Raw genomic sequence first — 23,684 nt, 5'->3', positions numbered from 1 at the left:
TTTTGTTTAATAAAAATAATGGCAAGTGCTACTCTTGATTTTATCCTTTTGTATTCACTGTCAATTCACCACAAGTGGATTTAACCCACATGAGGTTTATTATTAAGCACCATAAAATTTTATACTTAACCTTTTAAGTCGTGCTTTTTGCTACCTTTAAATTGTTACGGTGAACCGTTTCATAAGTAGATGAGTTTTTTTATAAAATGCCTCTTCTTTATCTGGGGAGGCATTTTTATATTTTAAAAGTATCTAACTGCCTTAATATTAAAACAATTAGTTTGAAAGGTTGTTTCAAGTAGCGTGTCATATTATTGAAAATGGCAGGGGAGGCAGACTATTCTTTCCTTAATATTAGTTTGATACATTATCTCTAGAGAATTTATCTAAAAGTCCTTGTACTTAATTAGCTAAATGCTTACGTAGATATAAAGGCGATGAAGAAAGCTTAAGAAAAGGGAAAGTGAATTATCTAAGCTTTAGCTATTACATGTCGACAACCGTGGTATATGCTTGTCCGGGTTTTTCTGTTTCTTTCGACAAAAATGGTGAGTATATCCTTTTGTTTACAAGAAATAAGTCTTATAATTTAGTAAGAATATTTATGGGATGGAATAGGAGAGAATCGTTAATGACGAAATGGTGGATGGTTCGTGCAGGTGACCAAAATGATTTAATTTCAATTTGGGAAAAGGAAGGTATTGCATCGATTGGGTGGCCGAAATTAGGTAATCCAAAACAATATCAAACAAAGCAAGAGATGAATGATCGAGCTGATGTCATATTCGCCGAGAACAAACCTTTTACAAGGAGAAGCTGGGTTAGTCAGATATGGAGGTTCAGTAGAGAAATTAAAAAGGGAGATCGAATCATTACATATTTAAAAGAGAGTCGTGAATATCGAGTAGGTACTGTGACTGCTCCGCATTTTTTTGATGAAGCAGCTGGAGATAAAATGTATCCAAATCACATTAAGGTGATTTGGGAGCCAATCGCCGTTAAACGAGATTCCCTCAGTCAACCAGCTAAGAACAGCCTCGGTTCTATATCAACTGTTTTTCGTGTAGATGATTGGGGGCAAGAGATTGAACATTTACTCAAGAACCCTACTTCTATTGCAGCATACGAAGATGAAACAGAAGAAGATGAAATTATTGAAGATTTAGTCAGCAAAGCAACTGTTATGATTGCTGATAAGGTAGATAAACTGGATCCGTGGCAGATGCAAGATCTAGTCGGGGGCTTACTGCAAGCCATGTCATACAATGTTCGCGTAAGCCCAAAAGGGCCTGATGGCGGTGTTGATGTATTAGCTTATAAAGATGCATTTGGATTTGAAAAACCTATTATTAAAGTACAAGTTAAGCATCGGCAAACCTCAGCCAGTTCCCCAGAAGTACAACAATTATTAGGGGCTAATCCCATGAATGCAAACAGTTTATTCGTTTCTACTGGTGGATTCACTTCAAATGCCAAAGCTGTTGCGAAGCATAATGAAGTTCACCTAGTGGATTTAGAAGAACTCGTAGACCTTATTGTACATTGGTATGAGCATATGCCAGCTGAGACAAGATCTTTATTACCTTTGAAAAAAGTGTATGTACCTGAGTGATTTTTTATTGCCTACGCTTTAATGCCTGAATAAAAAGGAAAAAGAGGGTAATAACAATAAAATAGTTCATTGAGTTTTGAAAGATATTGATGTTCAAGGATAATTGTAGAAAAATCCAAAAGCCGAAAAGCACCATAATTTCAGAAATGATTCCTTTATACACATTGATTCTCCTTTCGATTTAGTTGGCATTATCTCATATCACTGAAGAGTTTGAACAGGGATTAATGTTTTAATAGGTTCTATCACAGAGTTTGGATAAAGGACCAATCAATGATTATAAATAGGAAGAAGGTAAGGTTAGACAGAGCAAAATGTATTGTCTATCCTATTTCTATTTCCTGCTTTTGTCGAGATAGAGAGTCTATTCCAATTTTTGTGTCATTTAGTCTATTTTTCCGTTTTGGAGGTCACGGTAAAATAGACTTTATGATCAATAATGGAGGGAGTGGCTTAATCTGGGCAAGATACTTGATGCAAAAGCACTAACCAGTGCCATGGATACAAGGGCAAAACACTATCAGGAACTCCGCGAACAAATGATAGATTTAAAAAAGGCACTTCAAGGTGTTGCCAATCTCGGTGACGCCTTCACTGGAAAAGGTGCCGATAACATTAAAAGCTTCTACAAAGAACTCGCAGGAAATGTGGACATGTTTATTAGCTTCATTGATAAACAAAAAGCCTTTCATGAAGGTGTTTCTGGGACACTGGATGATACAAACTTTGGCGGCGATACCTTTGTAGAAGAACACTTTTTAGACAACGCAGTACATATGGGCATCAAAAACGCCAAAAGCATTGTAAAGGATCAAAAAAAGGCACTCAAAACCATTTTTCAAGACATTGATGACCTTATTTCCCTAGAGGTATTTGATAGCCAAACCTTTGATGAAAAAATAGAAGATGCGGAAGATGAACGAAAAAAGATGGTCAAAGAACTAAGAGAGCTTGATCAAAATTTAAAAGATGAATATGCTTTGTCAGAGACGGAGCAGCAAGCTACAATGGCATTGTACGCTGAAATGATCAATGCGACAAATGACGGAAAAGCGATTTCACCTATGAATTTTGATAAGAAAGCGTATCAAAATAGTGACATCTACAAGGCAAAAGGTGATATTGAAAAACAAACTTCTGAATATCTGAAAATCAAAAAAGAACAAGAAGAAGCCCGCAAGATCGCAAAGGAACAAGAAGCCCTCGCCAACCGTCCTTGGTATGAAAAAGCGCTCGATTATGGTGGAAACATCGTGAATGAACTGACTGGCGTGAACGATGCAAAACGTGCCGCAACAGGCGTTGATCCAATCACAGGCGAGGAACTCACCGCAGGCCAGCGAGTCGCGGCAGGAGGCATAGCAGCAGCAGGCTACATCCCAATCGTCGGCTGGGCAGGCCGCATTTTCAAAGGAGGAAAGGCTGTCTATAAAACGACTCAAGCCTCGTCTGCCGCAGTCAGAGCAGTCGACATTTACAAGACATCACAGAAGTCTTTCGATGCGTTAAAAACATCACAAAAAGGCTTATATGGCCTCACCGCCACAAACGGTTTCAGCGAAGCGATCACAGGCCGAGACATGTTTGGAAACAAGGTTTCAAAAGAACAGCAGGAAGCGAGTATGAATGCAGCACTTGCAAGGATTTTGCCGTTTGGGGTGAAAGGGTTTCAGGGGAAAATGGGGATTAAGGGGAGTGCTCCAGTACCTACAAAGCCAAATGGTGGTACTAACCCCAAAGATTTTGTTAGTCCACATTCTGAAAAACATATGTATGACTCAAGTAGACCGTCAACTCCTAATAGGTCTCAATATGGTAAAGATGTAGATGTTTCTAAGTTAAGGGAAGAAACAATGACTAATCCTGATAAGGCTTATTCAAACTGGCCAAATCCTAATAATCCGAACCCAAATAAAATAACCAAGTATTATAAAGAATTTGATGGGAATATCAGCACACCTGATACACCAACTGGGAGTCACAGGGTATTTGAAAACTTAGATGATCCAACAAGAAGTTCACACTTCCCTTACGTTCCAAGAAATAAATAGAGAGAAGGTGATTACATGAGTGACTTACTATACCATGCATATTTTCCCGAGAGTCATGAGTTTCATGTTTCACAGCAGGAAGTCATGAACAGTGGCATTAAATATTCTACGAAGTCAAATCATAGATATAGTAATGGTGGAAGAGTGAAATTAGAGATAACAGAAAACTTAAGACCTTCTAATATTCCTAAATGGATTAATTTCAAAGAAGCAATAGGCGCTGATATAATCAATCGTTTTTCCGAGTCTTTTTGTTTTCCTATATTTACGGACAAGATATTTGTATTTGATAGTGAAATTTCGCTTTCTATTTATGATCAAGCATTCTATGAAGATATGAAAGAGTTTGATGAGGAAGCTTTAAATTTTGACACTGGAGAAGCGATTGAATATTGGATTGAGCAGTACTGGAAAAGTATGATCCCACTCAAAGATTATTTGAGGGAAAGGCCTTATCCAAAGCCAGAGGTATTAATATTTGAACCTGTACCGAAGGAAATCATTAGTTTTTGTGAAGAGTGATAAGCAATTTCTAATTTAAATGTAGTTCTAGAGATCTTCCAACATAAAATAATATTTTAAGAACCTTGGTAGAGGTTGGTTTCCACCAAGGTTTTTTAATAACTTCATTTAAAGGCATCACGGTGAACCATACCAGAGGAAGAAGGAAAACAGAAACTTTTAAGGAATCTCAAACAACACATGTTGACATATCGTTATTTATCGATATAATGTTTTGTATGGAGCCAATAGAAGTTTTCAAAGCCTTATCCAATGAATCCAGATTGCAAATTTTACAATGGCTAAAGGAACCTGATCGTCATTTTACACCTCATGAAGGGATTGATATGAATACTACAGGGGTATGTGTTAGTCAAATAACAGATAAATTGAAAATGACGCAATCAACAGCATCTCAATACCTTTCAATTTTACTACGAGCTGGATTAATTACGACAGAGCGTATAGGTAAATACACGTATTATAAAAGAGATGAAAATGCCATAAAAAAAATTGCTAAGATTCTAGAAAAAAATATTTAATAAATGAACTGAATTCATACATCAGAATTCAGTTTCATTTATTAAATACAAATCGACTTATCGTAATATGTTTTTTTGTCCATACATATTAACAATTCTAGATATGTAAATGTATTATATATAAGGAGTGATCTACATTGTCAAACACTGTAAAGATTTACATTTTAGCTATTGTCAGTTTTTTAGTTGGTACATCAGAGTATATTATCTCTGGTATTTTGGATAATATTTCTGAATCATTAGGGATTACGATAGCTGCAGCCGGCCAGTTAATTACGATTTTTTCTCTTGTGTATGCCATCTTCACCCCATTATTAATGGCTTTAACATCGGGAATGAATAAACGCAAGTTAATGTTATTTTCACTTAGCGTTTTTATTTTAGGTAATATTCTTGCATTCGTCCTCCCTGGGTATCAATTATTTATTGTGTCAAGAATTATTATGGCTCTTGGAGCGGGGATGGTCGTAGTTACTGCATTAACAATTGCTGAAAAAATCGCACCAAAAGGTAAGCAAGGTACAGCTATTGCTACAGTAGTAATGGGATTTACAGCATCATTGATTATTGGAGTCCCACTAGGCAGGATGACTAGTGATTTCTTTGGTTGGAAAGCTGTATTTGGAGGAATAGCCTTACTCGGATTATTAGCTATGGCTATAATTTCTCTTACGATTCCAAAAATCCAAGGGGATAAACCTGTACCTTTAATTCAACAACTCGCTCTTTTAAAAAAACCAAAAGTAGTGTTGGGATTAGCCATCACCTTTTTCTGGCTTGGTGGTTATTCAATTGCCTATACCTATCTATCCCCTTACCTTTTAAATATATCAGGTGTAAGCAGCAAATTGCTGAGTGGAGTTCTCCTCGTATTCGGGATTGCTAGTCTAGTTGGGTCAAAGTTTGGTGGGTTTAGTACCGATCGATGGGGTGTGAATTTTACTCTGATTAGTGGAATGACATTACATGTCATCATGCTCATATTGCTCTCACTAGTTACGCATTCTTATGTTGGAGTATTGCTCATTTTAATATTATGGTCATTTGCTGCATGGTCTTCTGGCCCGACTCAACAATATCACCTAGCTACAATGGAGCCAGAGTCATCAGGTATACTATTAGGTCTCAATCAGTCAATGATGCAATTGGCGATGGCTGCAGGTGCAGCTATTGGAGGTATCTTTGTAGAGAGGGTTTCTCTTTCTTCCGTTACTTGGGCAGGTGCTTTAGGCGTTGCAATCGCGATCATTGTAACAATATTGGCTTCGCGTGCTACTTCGAGTAATGAAATTCGATATACTTAAACAGTAGAACGATGGGAAAAAACGTGATTCAATTTATAAAATAATGACAGAAAGTAGGAAGCACCTTTGCACTCAATTAAAAAAATAGGTCGGAGTTTTTGGTACATCACACCAGTATCACTAACCGACCGCCCTATCCTAGGTATGGTCGCAGGCACTAACAAAACCTTAATGATCGATGCTGGTAACTCGGAAGATCATGCCAAATACTTTATCAAAGAAACCTTAAAACACGAGAACGCCAAGCCCGATCTCGTTGTCCTCACGCATTGGCATTGGGATCATATTTTTGGTCTGCCAGCGCTGCCTGATTCGGTTTCGATTGCTTCTGCAAAAACCAGAAAAGAAATGGAGGAGCTTGTTCCGTTTTCTTGGTCTGATGAGGCGATTGATGAGCGGGTGAGGGAAGGAACGGAGATTGAGTTTTGCGCGAAGGCGATAAAAGAAGAATATCAGGATCATCGAGATATTCAGGTGGTTTTACCGGATGTGACGTTTGACCGTCGGATGGAAATTGATCTTGGCGGGGTTACTTGTGTCGTGCAGCATGTTGGAGGCGATCATGCTGCTGATTCAGTGATCGTGTATGTGAAAGAAGAGAAAATTCTGTTTCTTGGTGATTGTATTTATCCGAAAATGTATGCAGAAAAAGTACATTTGACGGTAAAAGAAATTTTGCGTCTTTTAGATGAGTTAGATGCTTTTGATGCGGAGACGTATATTCCATCGCACCAAAGACCGTGGACAAAAAAGGAGTTTCGTCAGGAAACAGATAAGCTTCGGGTGATGGCGAAATTCACTGTTCAATGTGGTGGGGATCACCAGAGAATCATGAGTGAATATCAAGCATATGTGAACAGAGAACTGAAAGAAGATGAATTAGAAACCATTGCTTACTTTGTAAATGGGTATTAAATAACCACTAAAAAAAGTCTCATTTGAGTGATTTCCCTCAAACGAGACTTTTTTTGCATCACGTATTGTGACAGACTTATTTTTAGCATGAATAATAAAAAAATCCCAAGTAGGCTTGAGTGTTCCTTATTAGGAGGAAAAAAACAGGTGGACAAAATAACTGACCCATACGATACTTTCAAAACCAAAATATCCAAGTATCCAATCGAACAAAATCATTGGCAAGCCTTCAAAGAAGGAACAACGATTAAACAATTAAAAGCGGGTACATGCATAATCAAGGCTGGCGATCCAGTGAAGCATGCCTATTTCTGCATAATAGGTCTCTTCCGTCTCTTCTATTTGTTACCGGATGGAAGGGAGTACAACGTGGCTTTTACGTTGGAAGATGATTTTGCTACGTCTTATGCAAGTATGATCAACGGGCAGCCTTCTCCTTATTCGATTGAAGCGATGGAGGATTCTATCGTGATTGAAATTCCGTATGATCTGCTTCAATTGTTGATGGACAGCAGTCATATGTGGGAGCGGTTTGTTCGGGTGAGTGTAGAAAGGCTGTATACGAGAAAGGAAGAGCGTGAGAGGGAACTGCTATATTTGCCAGCCATTGAGCGATATCAGGCGTTTTTATTGAAATATCCCGGGTTACATCAGCGTATCGCTCAATATCATATTGCCTCATATATCGGTATTTCTCCGGTTTCGCTGAGCAGGCTGCTGCATCCTGCTGAACATTAACCTATGTTAATGCGCATTCTCTAGATCTGGCGTACAATCATCACATCATAGAAGAAACGAGGGGCATGATGATGAAATATATGATGGTTGTTTTATTAGAGTTCTATCCATCTTGGCTTGCTTTACCACGAGAGGAGCGCAGAACCCATGCGGCTTCGCTGCAAGAGTTGATGCAGAAATATGAGGAACATGTGACGGTGCGCTTTTTTGATGCTGAAGCTCTTCCAGGTAAGGATTACACAGATTTGTGATGTGTGAAACGGATGACCTGAAGTTCTATCATTTTATGTGGGAAGAGATTAGAGATTCTATTCCTTACACAAGTGGTTATGTCAAAATTAAAGAGGTCATCATGGGAATGGAAGATGCTTTTCAAACATATGAAAAAGAATCTCTGAAAATGGATCAGTAATCGAAAACCACCTGCTATCAGGTGGTTTTTTGCACATTCTATTTTTTGGTATAATCAGGGGTAAGGTAAGAACGGATAAATTTTTGAACTGAATCGGAGGTACTTATGAAGCAGCTGTATATGAAGCAAAAGGTATTTAGTCTGAGCGGCAGGTTTACGGTAAAGGACCAACAGGAGAACGATGTATATGTGGTCGAAGGCAGCTTTATGAAGGTGCCAAAGACGTTCACCATTTTGAATACAGAACGAGACGTCATCGCTGTAATTACGAAGAAAATGTTTAGCTTTTTACCGAAGTTTTTAGTAGAAGTCGGTGGACAAGAGATATTGACGATCAAAAAAGAGTTTACATTCTTCAAAGCAAAATATTCAATTGATGCTGGTGGTATCGAAGTACAAGGGAACTGGTGGGATATGAATTTCCAAGTGCTGCAAAGCGGCGAAGTGATTGGTCAGGTAAAGAAGGAATGGTTTACTTGGGGGGATAGCTACAAGGTGGATATTTTGAAAGAAGAGATGGAGCCTGTGATGATTGCATTGGTTGTTGCGATTGATTGTGTGAAAGCGGATGAAGCAGCGTCTAGGTCTTCGTCGACGACAATGAATAATTAATTGGAGGGTTTAAAGTTGGACAACCTCACCCGCATTTTAAGATTAAGAGATGCAGAGATATGGGAGTATGAATTTCTCGATAATAAAGACATCATCGTCTATTTCTCGATTATAGATTTAAATAGAAAAGCAACGATTCATGATAACCCTCTGGCTACTCAAGAAGAACTGGATGAAAGAGATAATTACATATCAATGGATGTGCACAGCCATCTAGATCTCAAGAAAACGCTAGAAGAAGATATATTTGATGACTTTATCACCAATATCTCAGCTTTAGTAGAGCATATGCATGATTTTCACAATGCGCATGTTTTTATTCATATGCATGTGCATGACAAAATCGAATTAACAGATTTTCAGTTAGAAAAAGATGAAGAGATGCATGGCGATGAAAAAGAACAACTCTATACATTTAAACGTTTATGGATTCAGCAGGCATGTTTTCAATTGGTCGAACAACAATTAAATCTAAAAATCACAGACATGTCTAACAGTAGGTTTTGCCAAGAACTAAAGTGAGGTGAGCAAACGAATGACATTCCCATACAAAGTATTTCAAACAGTCGTCGAATGCGGCAGTTTTACAAAAGCTGGTGAGAAGCTTGGGCTAACGCAGTCTGGGGTGAGTCATAATATGGCGAAGCTTGAGTCAGAGCTTGGGATTGTGCTGCTTCATCGGAATCGAAACGGGCTGTCGCTGACAGATGCAGGTGAGCGAGTGATGCCCCATATTCGCCAAATCATTCATCATGCGTCATTGCTTGAGCAGGAGGCGGCGTTGATTCAAGGGATGGAAGTGGGGAGTATCAAGATCGGCACGTTTTCTAGTTTTTCTTCAAAAATGCTTCCGCAGCTCATTCATCGTTTTACGAAAAGTTATCCCAATATCCAATTGGAGTTATACGAAGGCGGCTATGAAGAGATTGAAGAGTGGATCGCATCTGGCACAGTTGATCTTGGATTTTTAACACAGCCATCTAGAGATTTGGAAACTGTTCCACTGTTTCAAGATGAATTGGTGGTGCTCATGCAAGAGAGTCATCGTTTCCATACAAAGAAGGTGATGGAAGTGGCTTTGTTCCAAGATGAACCATTTATTATGCCAAAAGCGGGCTGTGATCAACTCATTAAGAAAATATTAAAAGAAAGAGGCGTAAAACCCCATGTTTTATTTGAGATTGGGGACAACAATACGCTCATCTCTATGGTTCAGGAAGGCCTTGGGCTCACGATCATTCCGAAGTTGATGTTGCCGTCTCAGGTGCCTCATGCGAACGTAATTCCACTTGAGACCCGTGTTTATCGCGAAATCAATATGGCGTTTAAATCTTTTAACGCAGCCTCTCCTTCTACTAAAAGATGGATTGAAGCAGTCAAAGATCATTTTAAATAGATTCAGCTTGAACGAGAGTCTCTATTCAAGCTGATCAATTTATAGCGTGACCACCCCGCGAATGGTAATAACCGCTGCACCTGCTACTTTAATGACCGGCTTTGCTTCATTCGGAATGACCGTGATACGAAGCAATCCTGGTCTGCCGATTGCATCACCTTGGGCAATGTGTAGATGAGTGGTTTCTTGCTGAGAAATGATCCCTTCCAAATAAAGATATCCGGCCAATGCCCCGTTTGCTGCTCCCGTTACAGGATCTTCGGGTATACCAATGCCAGGTGCAAAATCCCTTGTATAAAGATCACAGTCCTTTGTGGATTGAAACGTATAAAGGTGAGTCGTTGTGATATCCTGCTCTTTATTCATTTTTCCTAAAGTTGTTAAGTTTGGTGCTGCTTGATCAATGTCATGCTGGTGTTTCAGCGGAACCAGAAGATGCCAGTTTCCGGTGTTTGCTAATTTTATAGGATAGGATGGATCAATCCTGTCACTGCTTATACCGAGCATGTCACTAAGCTCTTCTACATCGATGATAAAATCTCGCGTCTTTGGCGTGACCTGTGTCATCTCCACATCCACAACTTTGCCATTCTCTTCGTGCCATACAACGGGAACATGGCCGATCTTTGTTTCTAACACCACCCCTGATTTTTCTTTAGCCATATCTAGCTCCGTCGCTAAAAGCCAAGTCAACCCAACCGTCGCATGCCCGCAGAAATTGACCTCTTCCGTTGGAGTGAAATATTTCACTCGATAATCGGCTTTCTCATCATGTGCCGGCAGCAAGAAAACGGACTCGGGTAAGTTCAACTCCTTGGCGATATTCTGCATCTCATCCTCCGTTAACCATTCCCCATCCAACACCACCCCAGCGGCATTACCTCCAAACTTCTCAGTTGTAAACGCATCGACATGATACACCCTAATATCTTTCATCTGACGAATCCTCCTAAACATGTTGTTATGTTTATCATAAGTGTGTATGATGCATTCGTAAAATGAATATTTTTGATGTGATGAATTGGAATTGTTCATGTAACATCAAACAACTAGGCGCTAAGGGTGGAAAGGTCTACGTTACCGTTACAGGAAAAGGAATGTCAGAGAGTAGTAAGACAGTAAAGACGTTTAAGGCTGAAAGAAAATAATACCGGATCAAAAGGCAGGTTCAAAAGAATCTACTTTTTTGTAGTATGCTTGAACAAAACATAAAGAAAGCGAGGGGTTCAACATAGCTTTAGGAGGATATATCAATATCGGATTGGTATTCTATGATGACATTCATTTAACAACCACTTTTCACCAACTGACTGACTATTTAACAAAGAAAGGCATTTCAATGACAAAAGTAAAGTTTAGTCAGGACGCTAATGGCGAAGTATGGATCGAACATGATGTAAAAGAAAATAAAATCAAAAACAATTACTTAGAAGGTTTTTATACAGAATTTGAATTGGCGGGAACATGTCTAAAACATACGACCATGAACATACAAAAAGAAGCTGGTTTTGTTGGATTCGTTCTGTGTTTAAACTGGACAGAGGTTGTTTCACATGATGTAGTTCGTATTCAACAGGAGATCGTACAGTGTCTTGTAGAACTTTATCATACTCTTACGTTCGAGTATGCATTTATTGGACATGAAATGGAAGTCGAGATTCATCCAGATGATGTTGAAAAGAATCTGCAAGAACATGATGCTTTTCCGGTTGTTCTTAAAGGTAAAGAGGATTATTTAGTCATTTTTTATGGTGATACTGCCATTGACGGGCTAACTACTCAAGAGAGAGGGAAGAAATATTTAAAGGTTAAAAGAGAACAGTAGAAAAGCCTCCTGAATGTCTCAGGAGGCTTTTTCCATCCATCACCCATAATAATTATTCGCCTGAATAAAAAATTGGGATTGCATGTAGTTATATGTGATTTTCGAGAAGTCGAAGGGCTGGCCGTTAGTGAGATGAAAGACGGTTTCGACACGAAGAGCAGGATCGTCTTGTTTAAGTCCGAGGTGCTTCGCTTCAGTTTCGTTTAGTTTGCCAACTTGCAGGTACATGTCAGAAAAGCCCACTTTAAGACCAAGGCCTTCACTAATGAATTTAAATACAGAATCGGCTGCAATTTCTGTGTTGAGGTAAGGAATAATGGTTTTCCGGTAATAGGACTCTTCTAAACATAAAGTTTGTCCATTGATGTAACGAATGCGTTTAAGGTAGAAAACATCCTCATCTAGTTCAATGTTTAAATTCAGCGCAGCTTCTTCTGGCGGTTTGACTGTATCTAACGTGAGAACTTCTGATGTCAGTTGAAATTCCTCTAAATCTTTTTTAAACCCTTGGTTGGATAATAGGCTAATATAGCCTTTGCGCCTATGCCTTCTCACAAAGATGCCGCTGCCCCTCACCTGATAGACAATCCCTTTTCTTTCGAGTAAATCTAATGATTTGATAATTGTACTTTTGCTCACAGCAAATTGATTCATGAGCGTCTCAAGCACAGGGAGTTTGTCTCCTTGCTGCAGCTCATGTGTGACAATATATTTTTCAATATCGCTCGCAATTTGTTGATATTTTAACATAGCCATTCCTCTTTGTTTTCACGATTTATTGTCTTTGTATTATAGCACATCCCGATTTCTCTTTGATATGCAAACTCAAATTATATATGTATTGATAAATTGTACCGGTATAATTATAATGTACATATACTAGTAGTGATAAAGGGGGGGGTTATATGTCAAAAGTGAGGGATTATCAAAAGCTTGCAGAAGACATCTTAGAAGCAGTTGGCGGAGAAGAAAATGTGGTGAGTGCCGCAAGATGCGCCACGAGGCTGCGTTTGGTGCTGAAGCGTTCTAATCCAAAGGCAAAAGAAGCAGTCAACGCCATGCCTGGCGTCATTACAGTGGTGGAAAACGGTGGTCAGTTTCAGGTTGTGATCGGTCAGCATGTAGGTGAGGTATATGAGCATTTTTCCAACCTTGTTCAGCTCCAAACGTCGGATGATGACCAGCCGAATGAAAACAAAGGAACGATACTGAATCGGGTCATTGCGACCATGTCCGCTGTGTTTGCGCCATTTGTGTATATTTTAGCCGCAGCTGGTATTTTGCAAGGTGCACTTATCTTAATAAATTTGATATTTCCAAGCTTCTCGAAAACAGGCACTTATGAAGTGTTTAGCTTTATTTCTTGGGCACCGTTTACGTTCTTGCCCATTTTTATTGCGATAACTGCAGCCAAGCATTTCAAAACGAATATGTATATTGCGGTTGCTTGTACAGCAGCGCTTGTCAGTCCTTCTTGGACAGAGATTGCCGGACGTGTAGCATCAGGGGAAGGTGTGACCTTTTTAGGGATTGCGTTATCTGAAACGGTTTATACATCATCCGTCTTGCCACCGCTTTTCTTAGTATGGATTCTTTCTTATGTAGAAAAATTCTTAAACAAACGAATTCATGAGGTTGTCAAACCGCTATTTGTCCCATTTCTATGTATGGTCGTCATGGTTCCGTTAACCATTCTATTAATCGGTCCTCTTTCGACAGCAGGTGCAAATGGGATTGCAAACGGATACAATGTCTTAGCTGAAAATGTACCAGCTCTGGCAGGGGCCATTATCGGCGGTTTCTGGCAAGTACTCGTGATTTTCGGTGTTCACTGGGGCATCACGCCAATGGTACTTGCGAACTTTGAACAATATGGACGTGACTCCTTTCAGGCATATCAAACCATCGCTGTTATCGCTCAAGTCGGTGCGGTGCTGGGAGTTATTTTAAAAGCAAGAAATCGGGAAACACGGAAAGTTGGGGTTTCAGCTGGAATCACAGGACTCTTCGGTATTACGGAGCCTGCGATTTACGGTGTCACCTTACGTTTTAAAAAGCCGTTTATTTTCGGGTGTATTTCTGGAGCGGTCGGTGCCGTTGTAGCCAGCTTCTTTACGCCTTATTACTTTGCATATGCAGGGCTGCCTGGCCCGCTGACCATTGTGAACGGAATCAGTGCAGAATATCCAACGTCTATCATTGGTATTTTGATTGGTGTGGCCATTGCGCTCATTTTACCAGTTGTGCTCATTCAAATGTTCGGATATGGAGAAGATACAGTAGAACAGTCAGCTAGTGAAACACCTGTTAAAGATCAAGACGGAGAAACGCCAAATACTTCTATGAACAATGAAGAAATGATCACGGCTCCACTTACAGGAAAAGTGCTTCCGTTATCTGAAGTGCCAGATGCCGTATTTAGCTCTGGGGCGATGGGGAAAGGCTTTGCCATTCATCCGACCGATAACAAACTGTTTGCACCGTTTGACGGCAGTGTCGTCATGCTTGCACCAACAAAACATGCGATTGGTCTGCGTTCTGAATTTGGTGTAGAGTTACTTGTTCATGTAGGAATTGATACGGTCTCTCTAGATGGATCGGCATTTACACTCAATATCAAAGAAGGCGACAAGGTGAAAAAGGGTGACTTGTTGATGACATTTGATCAGGAAGCAATTGAAAGCAAAGGATTACAAACAATCACACCTGTTATCATTACCAATACCCAAGCATACGAAGATGTGATTGTAGAGAAACGTTCGACATGTCAGCCAACTGACGTGATGATGACAATTGTGAAATAGGAGGAATAGATAATGACTTTACCAAAAGATTTCTTATGGGGCGGGGCATTAGCCGCTCATCAATTCGAAGGTGGATGGAATGCAGCTGGCAAAGGGCCGAGTGTTGTAGATGTGATGACAGCAGGTGCTCATGGTGTACCAAGACAGATCACGGAAACGATAGAAGAAGGAACTTTTTATCCAAACCATGAAGCCATTGATTTTTACCATCGTTACAAAGAAGATATCGCCATGTTTGCTGAAATGGGATTAAAATGCTTGCGAACATCGATCGGCTGGAGCCGAATTTTCCCTAAAGGGGATGAAGAAGAGCCGAATGAAGCAGGCTTACAGTTTTATGATGATGTGTTTGATGAACTGATTAAACATGGCATCGAGCCTGTCATTACACTGTCTCACTTTGAAATGCCCCTCCATTTGGCAAGAGAATACGGCGGATTCCGAAGCAGAAAAGTCGCTGAATATTTCGCGAAATTCGCGGAAGTTTGCTTCAATCGTTACAAGGACAAGGTCACGTACTGGATGACATTTAATGAAATCAATAACAAAATGGACGTCAACAACCCGTTGTTCCTTTGGACAAATTCAGGGGTATCTGTCAAAGAAGGCGAAAATGCCAAAGAAGTCATGTATCAAGCGGGCCATCATGAATTGCTTGCAAGTGCATGGGCAGTGGCAAAAGGAAAAGAGATCAATCCGTCCTTTCAAATTGGAGCGATGGTGTCCCACGTGCCAATTTATCCATATTCCTCAAACCCAGAAGATGTCATGCTGGCAGAAGAATATATGAGACAGCGCTATTTCTTCCCAGATGTCCAAGTGCGTGGCTACTATCCAAGCTACGCGTTAAAAGAATTTGAGCGCGAAGGCTATCATATTCCATTTGAAGAAGGCGATGAAGAAAGTTTAAGAAAAGGAAAAGTAGATTACCTTGGCTTTAGCTATTATATGTCAACAACGGTCAAAAGCGATGCAGTATCTGATCACAAAGGAGACATTGTCAATGGAGCACTGCCACATGGTGTAGAAAATCCGTATATCAAATCAAGTGACTGGGGCTGGTCCATTGATCCGACAGGTTTAAGGTATACATTGAATCGTTTTTACGATCGCTATCAAATCCCGCTATTCATTGTGGAAAATGGCTTTGGTGCCATTGATCAAGTGGAAGAAGACGATTCTATTCATGACCCAGAGCGAATTCAATATCTCGCTTCTCATATTCAAGCACTGAAAAAAGCGGTTGAATATGACGGTGTGGACCTCATCGGCTACACACCTTGGGGCATCATTGATATCGTGTCATTCACAACCGGTGAAATGAAAAAACGCTACGGCATGATCTATGTTGACCGCGATAACGAAGGTAATGGTTCAATGAAGAGACTCAAAAAAGATTCGTTTACTTGGTATCAAAACGTCATTGCAACGAATGGCGAAGAAGTGTAACAAAGGAAAATGCAGACCCGGATGAGTGTGGTATACGCTTGTTCGGGTTTTTGTGTTTCTTTCGACAAAAATGGTGCGCATATCCTTTTGTTAATAAGAAATAAGTCTTATAATTTAGATAGAATATTTGATGATGAAAATAAGAGAAGATAGATGGAATGGGAGAGGTAGTAAATGAAGAAATGGTGGATGGTTCGTGCGGGTGACCAAAACGAATTAATTACAATTTGGGAAGAGAAAGGCATTGCATCGATAGGGTGGCCTAAATTAGGTAATCCAAAACAATATCAAACAAAGCAAGAGATGAATGCTCGAGCTGATGTCATATTCGCTGAGAACAAACCTTTTACGAGAAGAAGCTGGGTCAGTCAGGTATGGAGGTTTAGTAGAGAAATCAAAAAGGGAGATCGAATCATTACGTACATAAAAGAAAGCCGTGAATATCGAGTAGGTACGGTGATTGCTCCGCATTTTTTTGATGAAGCAGTTGGAGATAAAATGTATCCAAATCATATTCAGGTAAATTGGGAACCAATAGCAGTTAAACGAGATTCTCTCAGTCAATCAGCTAAGAACAGCCTCGGTTCTATATCAACTGTTTTTCGTGTAGATGATTGGGGGAAAGAGATTGAACATTTACTCAAAAACCCTACATCTATATCAGCACCTGAAGATGAAACCGAAGAAGATGAAATTATCGAAGATTTAGTCAGCAAAGCTACTGTCATGATTGAAGATAAAGTAGATAAATTGGACCCGTGGCAAATGCAAGACTTAGTCGGAGGCTTACTGCAAGCAATGTCATACAATGTTCGCGTGAGTCCAAAAGGGCCAGATGGCGGTGTGGATGTATTAGCTTATAAAGATGCATTTGGATTTGAAAAGCCTATTATTAAAGTACAAGTAAAGCATCGGAAAAATTCAGCCAGTTCGCCAGAGGTGCAGCAATTATTAGGTGCTAATCCAATGAATGCTAACAGTTTATTTGTTTCTACTGGTGGGTTTACTTCTCATGCAAAAGCTGTTGCGAAGCATAATGAGGTTCATCTAGTGGACTTAGAAGAACTCGTAAATCTTATTGTACATTGGTATGAACATATGCCAGCTGAGACAAGATCCTTATTACCTCTGAAAAAAGTGTATGTACCTGAGTGATCTTTTTATTGTCTATGTTTCAATAACTCCTGAATACAAAGAAAAAAGAGGGTAATGACGGTAAAATAGTTCATTGGATTCTGAAAGATATTGATGTTCATTGATAATTGAAGAAGAATCCACAGACTGAATACCACCATAACAGCAGGAATAATTAATTTATACACAATGGTTCTCCCTTCTAAAGTAGTGCGGTTTTAGTTGGCATTGTCTCATATCATTGTAGAGGTTGAAAAGAGGTAAAGGTTTTAATAGGTTCTATCACATAATTCGGTATAATTGGTCTATAAAAACGATAAATGGTAGATAAAGAATAGGAGTTGTTGAAATGAATCAAACTCTGCAAATGGGTGCCAATACCGTACTAAACTCTCCAAAGGGACAAGTATCCATCAGTTATGAAGTATCATCTGCAATTGATATTTCTTTAACAGCGTTTCTCTTAACAGATTCAGATCTAGTTCAAGGAGATAATGGCATTATTTTTTACAATCAGCCGGAGAGTGCAACGGGTGTCGCGACACTTTTACCAGCAGAGATATCAGGTCAGTTGAAAAGGCATCAATTGAATTTTGATATGAGCAAAGTGCCCGTTGGAATCACAAAGATGGCTATTACACTAACAGAGGATCGAGGAATCTGCTTTTCTCATGTGAAGAATCTGCAAGCAGAAATTCGAACAGGTGATGAGGTGCTATACTTAACACCAGTAAGCTTTACAAATGAAAAGGGTATTGTCGTAGTAGAGCTATACATAAGAAATAGTGAAACGAAAGCACGATCCATCTGGCGTGGCTTCGATTCTGGATTGGAAGGGCTATGCAAGCTTTATGGGGTGGAGGTTGAACCTGATGAACAGGATGTTTCTACACCTCCTCCAATGGTTTCTGAAAAACAAATTAATGAGCCTGCTCCAATGAACACAGCCGCTAAAGAGAAAGTCTCTGCACCTATTAGCTTAGAGAAGGTTCAAGGTAAAATTAGTCTAGACAAAGGTCATAAACCGATCATCATTGAAAAAACACCAGAGATTACGGCTACAGTATCTTGGGAGTCTGGAACCGATTATGATATCTACGCATTGGTCTATACGAAGTCAGGAAAACAAATAGATGTGGCCATGTTTGGCGCAAAAGGTGTTCCCGCTCTCAAAAGTTACGGTAACGGGGCTGTTGAGCATATGGGAGATGTCGGTAGAGATCGTGAATCAATGAAAACGGAAGTCATTAAACTAAGGTTAAATGATGATATCCTTGCGGTGGTACCCGTTGTTTACTCTGCTCAATCAAATGGAACAGGTTCTTTCTATAGATATAGAGTGTCTATGAGTATCGATAATCATCAAGGAACGTCTGTCACGATTCACGCGAAACATGCAAATGACAATGATCGAATTTATTCTTGTGTTCCAGGGATACTTCAAAACACAAATGATGGCGTGATCATCCGTCCACTAGAGCTTTACAGTAAACCAAACTCTGAGCGTAGACCGAAGTTAAAAATGAAATATTCAAATGAGATCGATGTTTTGATGGATAAAGGACCAATCAATGATTATAAGTAACGTGAACATGGCTAGACAGAGTATAATGAACTGTCTGGCTTTTTCTATATCCTACAATTAATAAACTCGTTTATCCAAATTAGTGGGTAAATTGGATAGAGAGTTCATTCCATTTTTTATGTCATTTAGCCTATTTTTCCGTTTTGAAGGCCACGGTAAAATAGACTTTATGATCAATAATGGAGGGAGTGGTTTCTTCTGGGCAAGCTACTTGATGCAAAAGCACTAACCAGTGCCATGGATACAAGAGCAAAACACTATCAGGCACTCCGTGAAGAAATGGTTGATTTAAAAAAAGCGCTACAGGGTGTGGCGAATCTCGGTGATGATTTTACCGGAAAAGGTGCCGATAACATTAAAAGCTTCTACAAAGAACTCGCCGGAAGGACGAAAAGATTGCAGATGCGGAAGATGAACGCAAGAAAACGGTTAAAGATTTAATAGAACTTGATCAAAATCTAAAAGATGAATATGCTTTGTCAGAGACGGAGCAGCAGGCTACAATGGCATTGTACGCAGAAATGATGAATGCGACAAATGACGGAAAATCCATTTCGCCTATGAATTTTGACAAGAAAGCGTATCAAAATAGCGAAATCTACAAGGCAAAAAGCGATATTGAGAAGCAAACTTCTGAATATCTAAAAATCAAAAAAGATCAAGAAGAAGCCCGCAAGATCGCAAAGGAACAAGAAGCGCTCGCCAACCGTCCGTGGTATGAAAAAGCTCTTGATTACGGAGGAAATATCGTCAATGAACTGACAGGCGTGAACGATGCAAAACGTGCCGCAACGGGCGTTGATCCGATCACAGGTGAAGAACTCACCGCAGGCCAGCGAGTCGCCGCAGGTGGCATGGCAGCAGCAGGATACATCCCGATCGTCGGTTGGGCAGGACGCATTTTCAAAGGCGGTAAAGCCGTTTATAAAACGACTCAAGCCACCTCAGCCGCAGTCAAAGCCGTCGACATTTACAAGACATCACAGAAGTCTTTTGACGCCCTAAAAACATCTCAAAAAGGCTTATATGGACTCACCGCAACAAACGGCTTCAGCGAAGCGATTACGGGTCGAGATATGTTTGGAAATAAGATCTCGAAAGAACAGCAGGAAGCCAGTATGAATGCGGCGCTGGGGATGCTTTTGCCGTTTGGGGCAAAAGGGTTTCATGGGAAGATGGGTGTAAAGAGTTCAGGTATACCTAATATTTCAAAAAGGCATGATGAAATTGCTCATAAAAGTTATTATGGTAGAAAAGATTTTAGAATAAAGATAAATAGTGCAGTATATTCTCATCATGATAATAAGCATTTAAAGGCTAGAACTGCCGAAGAAGCGAAACGTTTTAGTGAAACCGGAAGACGAAATGCTCAATACCTACCTGAAATAAATAATAAAGTGATAGAAAAAGAAGCTCTTCAAAGAGGGCATATTATTGATAATGGCAATAATAATTTTTACTTCATTTATGATACTGGTAAAGTTGTTGGTTATGATAATGGAAAATCTACTAGTTGGATTAGAGGAGAACTAACGAGTGGTAATGTGTATCACGGTCATCCAATAGCTGGTGATAGATTAAATAAGTATTTAAATAAATTAGGAATAAAATAACTATAAAATTAACAAAGAGGTCGGATAAAGATGAGAAAGCATGTGAAACTTGATATTCCGGAAGTAAACATTCATCCCTTGAGGATAACTGAAGGTTGGAATGTCCGTTATAATCATTTTTGGGAAATTGACCCTAGAAAGTTAGAAACAGAAGATGAAAGATGGTTTATGTTCACTGAAAGTTTGTTACAGCTTTATCATGAGAAATCATCAATAACATTGGACGTAGGTTGGTATCCCGATTTATCTTCAGATGGCAACTATCTTGTTCTAATAGTCAAAAATACAGATTGGGACAATCCTATTCAGGAGTTTAGCTCTGATGACTATAGCAAAGTGATAGATTTTATAGAATTTCATTTAAAAGAAATTACATATAACTGGTGGAAATAAAACTGTATGTATTTCTACGAGGTTAATAAGGCTATTGCTTCTCTGTTTTGCCGTTTTTATGGTGGTGGTCTTATAATGAATAAAAACCAAACAATGCTTAAAAAGCAAAATATGTGGAACCATCATTGGAGCATTAAAAATGTATATAAAACTGGATAAACTTTTATCCGCTGATAAATACTAGTAAGTGAGATACTCTTGTATTTTAGCCTAAACGATTGGGGAGAACTATCAAAACAGGTACTCAATAAACCGATAGAGTGGCAGCGAAAAATTGCGTACTGTCTCGATAATGAGTGCAATGAATATGAGTTTCATATTTTATTGGATTTGCTGAATTCTAATGATGTTGAATTATTTGAGATTTGTATTGATACATTAAGAAGTTATCCTATTGAAGAGGGTACAAAAATAGTACTGAAACATTCTCAGATTACAGAACGTATAAATCAAATGTTGACTACTACTGCGAACCTACCAGCAAAGACAGTTCTTCAAGACTTCATTTCAAAAATACATTCAAATTAGTCCGTTATTGCTGAAATTTAATGATGAAATAAGATCTTGATTGGTTTTATACTGATCAAGATTATTTAATTTACACTGATGAAAAATGTCACATTGTAAAAAGAGTAAGTAGGAATGTATTTATTCGGGATTTTAAACAACATAAGATTCATTATTACGTACATGTAATTATACAAAGTCCCCATTTATATTGATTTCCTAGATTTATATCCGGAAATTTTGAAAAAAAGCATAGTTATCTAGAAATCAGTTCATTCCACCGTGTAGCCTGGTGGAATTTTCAAGGGGGAGATGTCTAGAGACCAATGTTTATACGCCTTGTGGAGGTGCTCCTATGAATAATAAAGGAAAAACAAAAATCGAAACCTTAAAAAGAAAAAGCAGAAGAAAGCACTTAATAAACGAATTAAGCTATATGACACTTCCAGAACCCCCTTTTTTGGAGGTCGAAGAGAATCAATTTTTTTGTCAGAAGGTATTTACTTTCCTGCAATCAAGGGAACATAAAAGTCAAATACATGGAGACAACTATCTAGAGCATATTGAAAAGTCTACACAAATGTTAAATGAAATGGTCGGGAGGATAAAAGAGACTCCTAAACAAGGGAGATTGCTTTTTTTCCGAGATCATGAAATTGAAGCGCTTTTAGTGAATGTGGATGAAGTGTTTCATCATTTAAATCAACTTCTTGAGCAAACCAAATTTTTAAGTGGATACGGTGATTTCATTTTAATAGCAGAGGATTTTCATTTTGGATGATGCATAGAGCGTAAAGAATATTTTTATGAGTTTAGTCTTTGGGGAATGTGAGTTTAGAGGGATTTTTTTCTATCACCAATTCCCTCAAATTTAAGCAATTCACTATCATTACCTTTCACATTCATATAAAATAAGAGCTAGTGAAAATTTGAAGAGATGCTTGATAAATGAAGGGCATGTAAGCTGTATGAAATGATGAGTTGTTTCAAGTACGTGAAGGTTGCAAAGCTGTTTCTCCTCACGCATGAATCTTGTAAGCGTAACCATTATTTGTCACTTCATTGCAATGTGTTGAGGGGTGTGTCAGCATGAGGAATCCGTATTTGAGAACGGCTTCTAGTCTTTATATCAATTATTTTTTATTAGGTATGGTCAATATTATTTTGGCTTCTAATATGCCATTTTTGATCAAACAATTAGATACAAATAGTGCGGGGATTAGTTATATGATATCTGCACTCGGTATTGGCAGGGTGCTCACGTATGGTCTATCGGGTGTACTGTCAGATCGTTTTGGACGAAAGCCGGTCATTTTGGTTTCGGGGGTGCTGATGGCAGTGTTCCTCATTGGAATCCCATTGTCTCCGAATTATCAAATCGCGTTTGCGTTTGCGATTTTGGCAGGGGTGGCGAATTCGGCGATGGATGCAGGGACGTATCCGGCTTTAATGGAAGCTTTTCCTCAAAACTCGGGATCTGCAAATGTGATGGTGAAGGCGTTTATTTCGATTGGGGCGACCATTCTGCCGCTCGCTATTTTCTTTTTAGCAGAGCATGATCTGTTTTATGGATTTGCGTTTTTTGTACCTGCTTTTATCTATTTAGTGAATGTGATGATGTTGTGGACATTGCCATTTCCGAATCATCGCAAGGTGGAGCAAGTTCAGGTGACGGAGCATGATGGACTTCCGCGCTTCTCATCAGAGCCTACGTTTTGGAGAGAAGGGGTCGCACTGATTGTGATCAGTTTTACATCAAATGGTCTGTACGCCTTGCCGCAAATTTGGCTGCCTACGTACGGTGAGGAAATATTGGGAATGGCTTCTGGCAGTGCTGTGAAGCTGCTTAGTTACTATAGCATGGGCGGTTTGCTGTCTGTCTTATTGCTCGCATTTCTTTTGCGCCGTATTGTTCGTCCGGTCACCGTGCTGCTACTCTATCCGATTATTACATTAGCCTCTATCTGTGTGCTATTGGTCGTGAAGTCTCCAGTCATTGGGACCGTCAATGCATTTGTATTGGGCTTTTCAACAGCGGGTGTCTTTCAGCTGACGTTAACCGTAATGGCTGAGTTCTTCTGGAAAAACAAAGGGACGATGACAGGAATTATCTCAACAGCAGGCGGAGTGTCCGCCATTGTGATTCCGGTCGTCACTGGTTTGATCGAAACCCACTCGACGATTTTGCAAATCTTTATATTTGATGCGGGTGTCGCTGTTGTTGCGATCATCGGCGCGATGTATATCCTTTATCGATATCGCCGTGTGATGATACACGAATAAAAAAGACG

21 protein-coding genes and 2 pseudogenes are annotated in these 23,684 nt (G+C 39.3%); 20 read left to right on the top strand and 3 right to left on the bottom strand.

The features are described from left to right. Positions 1-631: 631 nt before the first annotated feature. The 11 genes and pseudogenes from LCD32_RS18215 (at position 632) to LCD32_RS18160 (ending at position 10,083) form a co-directional block, all read left to right on the top strand. Positions 632-1,612 (top strand): restriction endonuclease, encoded by a 981-nt coding sequence (locus LCD32_RS18215; protein WP_122632035.1) that lies wholly within the window; start codon positions 632-634, stop codon positions 1,610-1,612. Positions 1,613-2,109: 497 nt separating this feature from the next. Then, a complete protein-coding gene (locus LCD32_RS18205; RefSeq protein ID WP_411908500.1) occupies positions 2,110-3,663 on the top strand; it encodes a ribonuclease YeeF family protein in 1,554 nt (517 codons plus the stop codon). A gap of 15 nt (positions 3,664-3,678) precedes the next feature. Then, positions 3,679-4,185 (top strand): DNA polymerase III, encoded by a 507-nt coding sequence (locus LCD32_RS18200; protein ID WP_122632033.1) that lies wholly within the window; start codon positions 3,679-3,681, stop codon positions 4,183-4,185. A 218-nt stretch (positions 4,186-4,403) separates the two neighbouring features. Then, positions 4,404-4,706: an ArsR/SmtB family transcription factor gene (locus tag LCD32_RS18195; protein ID WP_045034889.1), complete on the top strand. Its 303-nt coding sequence runs from the start codon at positions 4,404-4,406 to the stop codon at positions 4,704-4,706. A gap of 137 nt (positions 4,707-4,843) precedes the next feature. Further along, entirely contained in the window at positions 4,844-6,010 is a 1,167-nt protein-coding gene (locus tag LCD32_RS18190) for an MFS transporter (RefSeq protein WP_224564445.1), read from the top strand. 66 nt (positions 6,011-6,076) lie between these two features. Beyond that, positions 6,077-6,925, top strand: coding sequence for an MBL fold metallo-hydrolase (locus LCD32_RS18185; protein ID WP_224564443.1), 849 nt, complete (start codon positions 6,077-6,079; stop codon positions 6,923-6,925). 147 nt (positions 6,926-7,072) lie between these two features. Further along, positions 7,073-7,663 carry a Crp/Fnr family transcriptional regulator gene (locus LCD32_RS18180; protein ID WP_224564441.1) on the top strand — a complete coding sequence of 197 codons (591 nt, stop codon included), beginning with the start codon at positions 7,073-7,075 and terminating at the stop codon, positions 7,661-7,663. Between the two features lie 71 nt (positions 7,664-7,734). Further along, positions 7,735-8,075, top strand: a pseudogene (locus LCD32_RS18175) (darcynin family protein). Positions 8,076-8,180: 105 nt separating this feature from the next. Further along, on the top strand, positions 8,181-8,687 hold the full coding sequence (locus tag LCD32_RS18170) for an LURP-one-related/scramblase family protein (RefSeq protein WP_224564439.1): 507 nt from the start codon (positions 8,181-8,183) through the stop codon (positions 8,685-8,687). Between the two features lie 15 nt (positions 8,688-8,702). Beyond that, entirely contained in the window at positions 8,703-9,209 is a 507-nt protein-coding gene (locus LCD32_RS18165) for a hypothetical protein (protein ID WP_224564437.1), read from the top strand. A gap of 13 nt (positions 9,210-9,222) precedes the next feature. Continuing rightward, on the top strand, positions 9,223-10,083 hold the full coding sequence (locus LCD32_RS18160) for a LysR family transcriptional regulator (RefSeq protein WP_035390077.1): 861 nt from the start codon (positions 9,223-9,225) through the stop codon (positions 10,081-10,083). A 39-nt stretch (positions 10,084-10,122) separates the two neighbouring features. Here the strand turns inward: LCD32_RS18160 and LCD32_RS18155 are convergent, their stop codons facing one another. Further along, positions 10,123-11,019 carry a PhzF family phenazine biosynthesis protein gene (locus tag LCD32_RS18155; protein ID WP_224564435.1) on the bottom strand — a complete coding sequence of 299 codons (897 nt, stop codon included), beginning with the start codon at positions 11,017-11,019 and terminating at the stop codon, positions 10,123-10,125. A 325-nt stretch (positions 11,020-11,344) separates the two neighbouring features. Here LCD32_RS18155 and LCD32_RS18150 point away from each other — a divergent pair, with 325 nt between their 5' ends. Further along, positions 11,345-11,908 (top strand): Imm64 family immunity protein, encoded by a 564-nt coding sequence (locus LCD32_RS18150; RefSeq protein ID WP_224564433.1) that lies wholly within the window; start codon positions 11,345-11,347, stop codon positions 11,906-11,908. A gap of 39 nt (positions 11,909-11,947) precedes the next feature. Here LCD32_RS18150 and LCD32_RS18145 read toward each other — a convergent pair whose 3' ends face one another. Continuing rightward, entirely contained in the window at positions 11,948-12,658 is a 711-nt protein-coding gene (locus LCD32_RS18145; RefSeq protein ID WP_052321090.1) for a GntR family transcriptional regulator, read from the bottom strand. 155 nt (positions 12,659-12,813) lie between these two features. On the opposite strand from LCD32_RS18145, the gene LCD32_RS18140 reads away from it, so the two are divergent. The 3 genes from LCD32_RS18140 (at position 12,814) to LCD32_RS18130 (ending at position 17,316) form a co-directional block, all read left to right on the top strand. After that, entirely contained in the window at positions 12,814-14,712 is a 1,899-nt protein-coding gene (locus LCD32_RS18140) for a beta-glucoside-specific PTS transporter subunit IIABC (protein ID WP_039164856.1), read from the top strand. 9 nt (positions 14,713-14,721) lie between these two features. Next, positions 14,722-16,161, top strand: coding sequence for a 6-phospho-beta-glucosidase BglA (gene bglA / locus LCD32_RS18135; protein ID WP_224564674.1), 1,440 nt, complete (start codon positions 14,722-14,724; stop codon positions 16,159-16,161). 174 nt (positions 16,162-16,335) lie between these two features. Further along, positions 16,336-17,316 (top strand): restriction endonuclease, encoded by a 981-nt coding sequence (locus tag LCD32_RS18130; RefSeq protein ID WP_224564431.1) that lies wholly within the window; start codon positions 16,336-16,338, stop codon positions 17,314-17,316. Between the two features lie 5 nt (positions 17,317-17,321). Here the strand turns inward: LCD32_RS18130 and LCD32_RS18125 are convergent, their stop codons facing one another. Further along, complete coding sequence (locus LCD32_RS18125; RefSeq protein WP_100218327.1) at positions 17,322-17,483, bottom strand: hypothetical protein; 162 nt, start codon at positions 17,481-17,483, stop codon at positions 17,322-17,324. A 161-nt stretch (positions 17,484-17,644) separates the two neighbouring features. On the opposite strand from LCD32_RS18125, the gene LCD32_RS18120 reads away from it, so the two are divergent. The 5 genes and pseudogenes from LCD32_RS18120 (at position 17,645) to LCD32_RS18100 (ending at position 23,676) form a co-directional block, all read left to right on the top strand. After that, positions 17,645-18,880 carry a TerD family protein gene (locus LCD32_RS18120; protein ID WP_224564429.1) on the top strand — a complete coding sequence of 412 codons (1,236 nt, stop codon included), beginning with the start codon at positions 17,645-17,647 and terminating at the stop codon, positions 18,878-18,880. Positions 18,881-19,117: 237 nt separating this feature from the next. After that, positions 19,118-20,493, top strand: a pseudogene (locus LCD32_RS18115) (pre-toxin TG domain-containing protein). 30 nt (positions 20,494-20,523) lie between these two features. Then, a complete protein-coding gene (locus tag LCD32_RS18110) occupies positions 20,524-20,886 on the top strand; it encodes a hypothetical protein (protein WP_224564426.1) in 363 nt (120 codons plus the stop codon). 862 nt (positions 20,887-21,748) lie between these two features. Next, entirely contained in the window at positions 21,749-22,174 is a 426-nt protein-coding gene (locus LCD32_RS18105) for a hypothetical protein (protein ID WP_224564424.1), read from the top strand. A 308-nt stretch (positions 22,175-22,482) separates the two neighbouring features. After that, complete coding sequence (locus LCD32_RS18100; RefSeq protein ID WP_017368408.1) at positions 22,483-23,676, top strand: MFS transporter; 1,194 nt, start codon at positions 22,483-22,485, stop codon at positions 23,674-23,676. Positions 23,677-23,684: the final 8 nt, after the last annotated feature.

The sequence above is a fragment of the Bacillus sp. RSS_NA_20 genome (assembly GCF_020165915.1).
Classification (GTDB): Bacteria; Bacillota; Bacilli; order Bacillales; family Bacillaceae; genus Bacillus; species Bacillus altitudinis.
This window is presented reverse-complemented; position numbering and strand designations above follow the sequence as displayed.